The organism is Aquirufa echingensis, assembly GCF_042714525.1.
Taxonomy (GTDB): domain Bacteria; phylum Bacteroidota; class Bacteroidia; order Cytophagales; family Spirosomataceae; genus Aquirufa; species Aquirufa echingensis.
This window is the reverse complement of sequence record NZ_JBBKYA010000001.1, coordinates 289,434-296,037: the sequence shown is the minus strand read 5'-3', so window position 1 is coordinate 296,037 and position 6,604 is coordinate 289,434. Positions and strand designations below refer to the sequence as shown.

At 42.4% G+C, this 6,604-nt stretch carries 6 protein-coding genes; 3 read left to right on the top strand and 3 right to left on the bottom strand.

Going from position 1 to position 6,604, the window contains the following annotated elements; genetic code table 11:
* Positions 1–56: 56 nt before the first annotated feature.
* The 3 genes from SKC38_RS01360 to SKC38_RS01350 all read right to left on the bottom strand — a co-directional run bounded on the left by SKC38_RS01360 (position 57) and on the right by SKC38_RS01350 (position 2,858).
* Complete coding sequence (locus SKC38_RS01360; RefSeq protein ID WP_377974432.1) at positions 57–1,214, bottom strand: helix-turn-helix domain-containing protein; 1,158 nt, start codon at positions 1,212–1,214, stop codon at positions 57–59.
* Between the two features lie 94 nt (positions 1,215–1,308).
* Positions 1,309–2,307 (bottom strand): helix-turn-helix transcriptional regulator, encoded by a 999-nt coding sequence (locus SKC38_RS01355; RefSeq protein ID WP_377974430.1) that lies wholly within the window; start codon positions 2,305–2,307, stop codon positions 1,309–1,311.
* Between the two features lie 296 nt (positions 2,308–2,603).
* Entirely contained in the window at positions 2,604–2,858 is a 255-nt protein-coding gene (locus SKC38_RS01350; protein ID WP_377974429.1) for a hypothetical protein, read from the bottom strand.
* Between the two features lie 144 nt (positions 2,859–3,002).
* On the opposite strand from SKC38_RS01350, the gene SKC38_RS01345 reads away from it, so the two are divergent.
* The 3 genes from SKC38_RS01345 to SKC38_RS01335 all read left to right on the top strand — a co-directional run bounded on the left by SKC38_RS01345 (position 3,003) and on the right by SKC38_RS01335 (position 6,601).
* A complete protein-coding gene (locus SKC38_RS01345) occupies positions 3,003–4,385 on the top strand; it encodes a hypothetical protein (protein WP_377974427.1) in 1,383 nt (460 codons plus the stop codon).
* Between the two features lie 160 nt (positions 4,386–4,545).
* Positions 4,546–5,376, top strand: a complete 831-nt coding sequence (locus tag SKC38_RS01340; RefSeq protein ID WP_377974425.1) for a sugar phosphate isomerase/epimerase family protein — start codon at positions 4,546–4,548, stop codon at positions 5,374–5,376.
* A 112-nt stretch (positions 5,377–5,488) separates the two neighbouring features.
* Positions 5,489–6,601, top strand: a complete 1,113-nt coding sequence (locus SKC38_RS01335; RefSeq protein ID WP_377974423.1) for a Gfo/Idh/MocA family protein — start codon at positions 5,489–5,491, stop codon at positions 6,599–6,601.
* Positions 6,602–6,604: the final 3 nt, after the last annotated feature.

Sequence of the window (6,604 nt, the reverse complement as noted above, 5' to 3'; positions counted from 1 at the left end):
TTGACCCTTGGAGATGTGTCAAGAAATTTGACGGAAACAAAAATTGGACTAATTAATTAACCTTGTTTGGAGGTAAAATACTCCTTTGGCGTACATCCTTTGGCCTTTCGAAAAGCCGTGTAAAAACTTTGTCGGGAACCAAAGCCAGACGCTTCCGCAATCGCCTCAATGGATGTTTTTTGAAGCAGCTGGGGATCCGAAAGCATCTCTTCAATGTAGCGGATTCGATAATTATTTAAGTAATCGCGGAACGACATGTTGTATTTCCATTTAATGGCCTGCCCAATCATGCGATGGGGATATCCCGTCAATGAACCCAATAATTCTGCAGACAGTTGACTATTTAAAAAGACCTGTTCTGTCGAGAAACATTGCTCTACTTTGGTCGCAATTTCCTGCAGCCGTTCTTCATCGCGCGGCATCACAACCTCTTCCGAAGCATTATCTTCTTTCAGGTGCTTTGATAATATTTGTACATCCAGAAATTTAGGATTTGCGACTAAAAAAGCAATATGAAAGACAAATTCTGCGATCAGCAGATAGTCCGTATTGATGAAGGTTACCTTGCCATCTGTCGCTAAAATAAAGGTATATAATATGTAAACAACCGTAAATAAGCGGGAGAATAAAATGCCACCTACCCAATATATAAATACTTTTTGGGAGAAAAATGGACCATATTGCTGATTCAGTCGGAAGCGAATATAGAAGAAACACATCGCAAGGAACGACAAGATATACAGTACAAATTTGGTATAAACATGCCAAATAGGATCAAACCACATAAATTCAGGGCTGAAAGCAAAATAATCTCCTTGCTGCAACATCCAGTGAATCTCCTGAATTTTTACTTCCCGCGAACTGAAAAAGAATTTAGCATTTTCGATGAACTGCAGAAGCAATGGGAGAAAAAGCAGGTAAAAAGCCTTGTGAAATTTATCCCGGGGATGAAACAAATACCATAGGAATAAAAAATTCAATGGAGGTAGAGCATAAAACAAAGGAGCAATCGTCCGAAAAAAATGCGGGTAGTTTAAAATATTTTCTTTCAAGATTGCATAGGACGCAATGAACATGTAACCAAGCGTCAAAAAAGTCAGCGCGAGAATTTTAGAAACGACCAACTTACTTGGCCGGATTAAATAATTCAACCCAAACAGAAAACAGAGGGAACTTAATAAGGAGAAAAAATAAACCGACCCAATGTTTGACATAATTTTAGAACTTGTATAAATGTGTCACAAATAAGCAAAAGGTAGGCTAGTAGGTGTGTCAATAATTTTTTCATAGACAAAAACTTGACAAATTCTATTTCTCGAGCTGAGCGCTAAAATAACGCGCTGAAGTGAGCTGATACAGGCGATTGGTGGCATTGTTCAAACTTTGGCGTGAACCAAAACCCGAATACTCCGCCAGAAGCTCTTGCGAATAATTCCGCCATGTCTCATCTACTTTCTGATTTTCCACGATGTAAGCGATGCGCCAAGAATTCACAAAATCAGGAAAACTCAAATTATACATATAAACCGTCGCACGTGAAAGCGCGCGCGGGGATACGCTCAAGGCTGAAGCAACCATCTCTTGGGATAAATCTGGATTTAAGAAGATCCGCTCTTTAGAAAAATGATGCTCGAGGCGTTCGGCGATTTGTTGGTATTTGGCCAACTTCACTTCATCCTCACCCGGTTCGGCTTGTCGGGCGGGTTCATTCAAGCGCAACACTAAGCTATTGAGGGAAACACCGTCCAACAAAGATGGAAAAACAAAAAGGAATGCTACATTCAACATCGCATCCATATTCATCAACAAATCGGAATACGAAAAATTCAAATTATTGAAACTGATACCTCCGGTAACATAACTTAATGTAAAATACAAGGAAACTAAACGAATCGACATGCTGGCAGCAAGCCAATTGAGTAACAAGCGATTCTTTTGATAAACAAGTCTACCCGCTTTCCAAATAAATTGGATCAACATCCCTGCCGTCAAAAAACTATAAGCTACAGTGGAAATGACTTTTAACAAAACTAGTGTCCGAGGTGAAAAATAAGAGACGTCGCTCGGGTAATTAATCAATGATTTGTACTGCATGATTAACTCAGCCTCGTGAATTTTTGCTTCAACCGGTCCCAAATAAAAAGGGATCAATTCAATAAAATGTAATAGAAACGGCAAAAAGTGGAGCCATTGCCAGCGCTTGAACGAACGCTGAGGGTAAAGCATGAAAAAGAAAAACAAGAAGCCGATGGGAGGTGTCAAAAAATGAATCGGCGAAATCACTTTTATCACATGCGGATATAGCATTAACCGACCGTTTACCGTAAAGTATGATATGAAAGTACGAATTGCGAAAAACAAAAAATAAAGCCCTAAAAACTTAGTCGCCAATATACCTTTCCGACGCAACAGATGCAGTCCAAAAACCCCATACAGGGTGGATAGAACAAAATAATAGAAGAGTTCTACGAGGGTTATCAAAGGAGTATTTTTAGATCAATTTGTTGCCAAAGGTAATCTTATGTCCCGAATAACAAAAAACCCAAGCGAAAATATCGCCTGGGTTTTGCTACTCCGTGTTCTAAATTATAGTCTTTGGGGCACTAAACCTCCCGCTGAAATTCTACACAATCGAAAAAAAGCTCATCACTCGCATGAAAACGCTCCCAGCGTAATTCAAATAAAGAATATTCCTCCGGCGTAAGTTGGGCTTGCACCAACACTTCTTTGCCATCCTGCCGACAAAATCGAATACTCAAAACGCTTTGCTGAACATCGTATTTTTTGTACACCTCAACCAATTGGGATGCCATCAAAAAACTAACACGATACTGTTCACGAATTCGATAACATTTCATGCCGACTTGAATTAGCGAAACAAATAAACAAGGTCAAAAGGACTTACAATGTCAAAAAAATCGTGTCCGACAATTTTTGGACAAGAAAGTTTTCGGGTATCTCAGTAGATAATCGGATATTTGTTGACGCTTTTATTAATCCTAATGCGCTATACCCTTTTTTTCTTTTTACTCTTACTAAGTGCCTGTTTACAAGCACAATACAAAATTAATTTACAAATCAATGCCCCAAAAGATAGCATCGCCTACCTGCGAGGTGTGGTCTTTGACGATAAAAACTACTTCCCCAAGGATACCATACGAATTAAAAAGAATGTTGTTATACTTCAATCGAAAAAACCAATTGTAGGCGGGATGTATTATGTCCAATTAGACAAAAGCAAGCAACGTTTTTACTTCATTTTGGAGAATAATGATAACCTAAGTTTGGAGATTCGTGGCGGCGAAATACATAGCAATAATCCACGCAATCAGGTCTATTTTCAATACCAAAAACTAGCGAAATCCTTTGAAGTGATCGATTCATTATACGATGCGGAAGTTGGCCGTGGCCGGAAGTTTAGCTATTCGGACAAAGCCGCATTCTTTAAGGTCAAAACGGCGGCTTTAGCTGCCTTCCGTAAGAAAGCGCTGCCAAAATTAAATCCCTCAGAAGTATTACATATCTATTTTTCCGCGCTCAATCGGCTGGATGCCTCAGTCCCCGACAAAAAGAATTACGCCGCACGTTTGGCATTTCTCAAAGGCCTGGATTTCAACACCAATAAACTGCTGTTCATTCCTACTTATAAGGAACTCGTGAGCGAATACATGGGCTATTACCCCACCCAAGCTGATTCTTTGCTGAAGGGTGTAGACCAAATCCTTTCCCGCGTCAATTGCCAATCGAAATCGTATCCATATGTCTTAAATTACTTCGTGCAATTGATGCGCAATCGCAACGTACAAAACAACACGGAAGGATTTGTGAAATTTGTCAACACTTATGTTGAAAAGTCTTCCTGTAACGCCCTCTCGGCCACAGTGAAAAAAACGTTGATCGACGATGCGGCGCGCCTAAATAAAGTCGTAAATCTAGCTAAAAGTCCCGCCATTAGCCTTCCTGATACAACAGGAGTCACACAAGATTTACATCAATTTGCGGCTTCGTTTGATTATACTTTATTGGCCTTTTATGCCCCCACCTGCGATCATTGCCAGAAAGAAGTCCCCGAAATGGATAGCACGATGAAGTTAATCGAAAGCCGCTTGAATCTATCCCTCGGTCGCTTCTATGTCTGCAACGAACCGGGCGTTCCCCAAGCTACTTGGCGTAAATTCATCTCGGATTACAAGATTACGACAAATGCCAAACACGTGGAATTACCCTCCGTGTCAGACATCCGCACCCAATACGATGCCTTCTCAAACCCCGTTTTCTTTCTCTTGAACCGCGCAGGCGAAATCGTCGCGCGACGTATTAGCCCGAATACCTTGCGGAAGTATTTCGCGGAGATACAGCGGCAAAGAATGGCGCAAAACCCCTAGGCTGAAGCCTAGGGTTACAAATATCTATAACCCCAGGTTTTAACCTGGGGACTAGACGCGAAGTATCGCGTCCCTACACCACAAAAAACACTCCATAGATCCAAAGACCAAGCTCCAAAGTCTAATTTTTTCTTATCTTGCCTCCGCAAACCTATTCAACATGAAACACCCCATCGCAATGAACCTGCTCGTTTTCGGGCCGGAGATGGATCAAACCGTATTATCCGAATTAGCCTTTATCGCCGAAACCGGCTATCAAGGAGTTGAAATCCCTATTTTCAACACGGATTTAGCGCATTGGGAGGCATGGAAAAACGAAGCTGACCGACTCGGTTTGCAGATTTTTGCCTGCGGAATTGCAGGACCTAGCGAGAACTTGATTTCCCCAGATCCTGCTGTTCGGAAAGCAGGTTTGGACTACATCAAAGCCACAATCGACATCGCAGCCTATTTAGGATCTCCTTATATTTCAGGACCCATCCACTCAGCATTAGGTGTATTTACCGGAAAACCCGCGACGGAACAAGAAATCAACTGGGCCGTAGAAGGTGTTCGTGAGGCAGCCAATTACGCCGCAGCTAAAAACATCACCATTTGCCTTGAATATTTAAATCGATTCGAAAGTTATTTGGTATCCAGTGCGGATGAATTATATGCTTTGGTGGAAAAAATAAACTACCCGAATGTACGCATCATGTACGATACGTTTCATGCCAACATCGAGGAAAAAAACACCTCGGAAGCACTGAAACAGATCGCCGACAAAACGCCGCACATCCAAATTTCCGAAAGTACCCGAGGAATTTTGGGACAAGGGCAGGTAGATATTGCCGGACTGCTACTTACTTTAGATGAATTGAATTACCAAGGTTGGATCGTCGTGGAATCCTTTGGGATAAAACTTCCGGCAGCCCATATTTGGCGTAAAATGTTTGAAAATGAGCGGGAGCTGATTCGTGAGTCGTATCGGCATTTGATATCCCTAGGCTAAAGCCTAGGGTTATAAAACAAAAGCCTAGGGCAAAAAATAAAAGAAAACATATAACCCCAGGTTTTAACCTGGGGATTTAACAAGCGAGCCATCGCAAGCATAACCTAAACCTATGAAAAAATACAACGTAGCCATCGTCGGCCTGGGATTTGGAGCGGAATTCATTCCCATTTATCTGAAACACCCTTTGGCAAATATGTATGCCATTTGCCAACGAAACGAAGAAAAACTCAACTCGATTGGTGATGCATACGGCATCGAAACCCGTTACACGGATTTTGAGCAATTGATTCAAGACCCGAATGTGGATGTCGTTCACATCAACTCCCCGATTCACTTACACGCGGAACAAACTTTGAAGGCCTTGAACGCCGGAAAACACGTGGCTTGTACCGTTCCCATGGCAACTACCGTGGAAGAATGCAAGGCGATTGTGGAAGCCAGCAAGCGCATGGGGAAAAAATACATGATGATGGAAACCGTGGTCTATGCCCGTGAATTTTTGTACATCAAAGAGCTTTATGAAAAAGGTGAATTAGGGAAAATTCAGTTCCTGAAGGCATCTCACCAACAAGACATGGACGGCTGGCCGGATTATTGGCCGGGATTACCTCCCATGCATTACGCGACGCACTGCGTAGGCCCGGTGGCCGGTTTATTGCGTTTGGAAGCAGAATATGTGTCTTGTTTTGGTTCGGGTACAATCCGCGAGGAGCTGATCCAACATTACAATTCCCCATTCGCCGTGGAATCTGCGCATATCAAATTCCGGGATTCCGATTTAAGCGCGATGGTTTATCGTTCGCTGTTTGATGTCGCCCGCCAATACCGCGAAAGTTTCGAAGTATATGGTTCCAAAAAATCCGTAGAATGGCCATTAATCGAAGGCGAAGAATTGGTCGTACACACAGCAAAAAAACCTGAACCCGAGATTCCATCGAAAGTTCCTACACCTGATTTCGCCCATTATTTACCCGAAGAAATCCAACGATTTACGACCAAAGGTGTCTACGACGAGGATGAAAATACCCACTTATCCTTCACCCAAGGGGGCGGCCATGGTGGCTCTCACCCACATTTGGTGAACGAATTCCTTCAGGCATTAGCCGCTGACCGCGATCCATTCCCGAATGCACCGCAGTCGGCCAACTGGACTTCAGTAGGAATTTTAGCCCACGAATCTGCCTTACAAGGCGGTAAAATCATTGAAATACCTAAATTTTAAGCC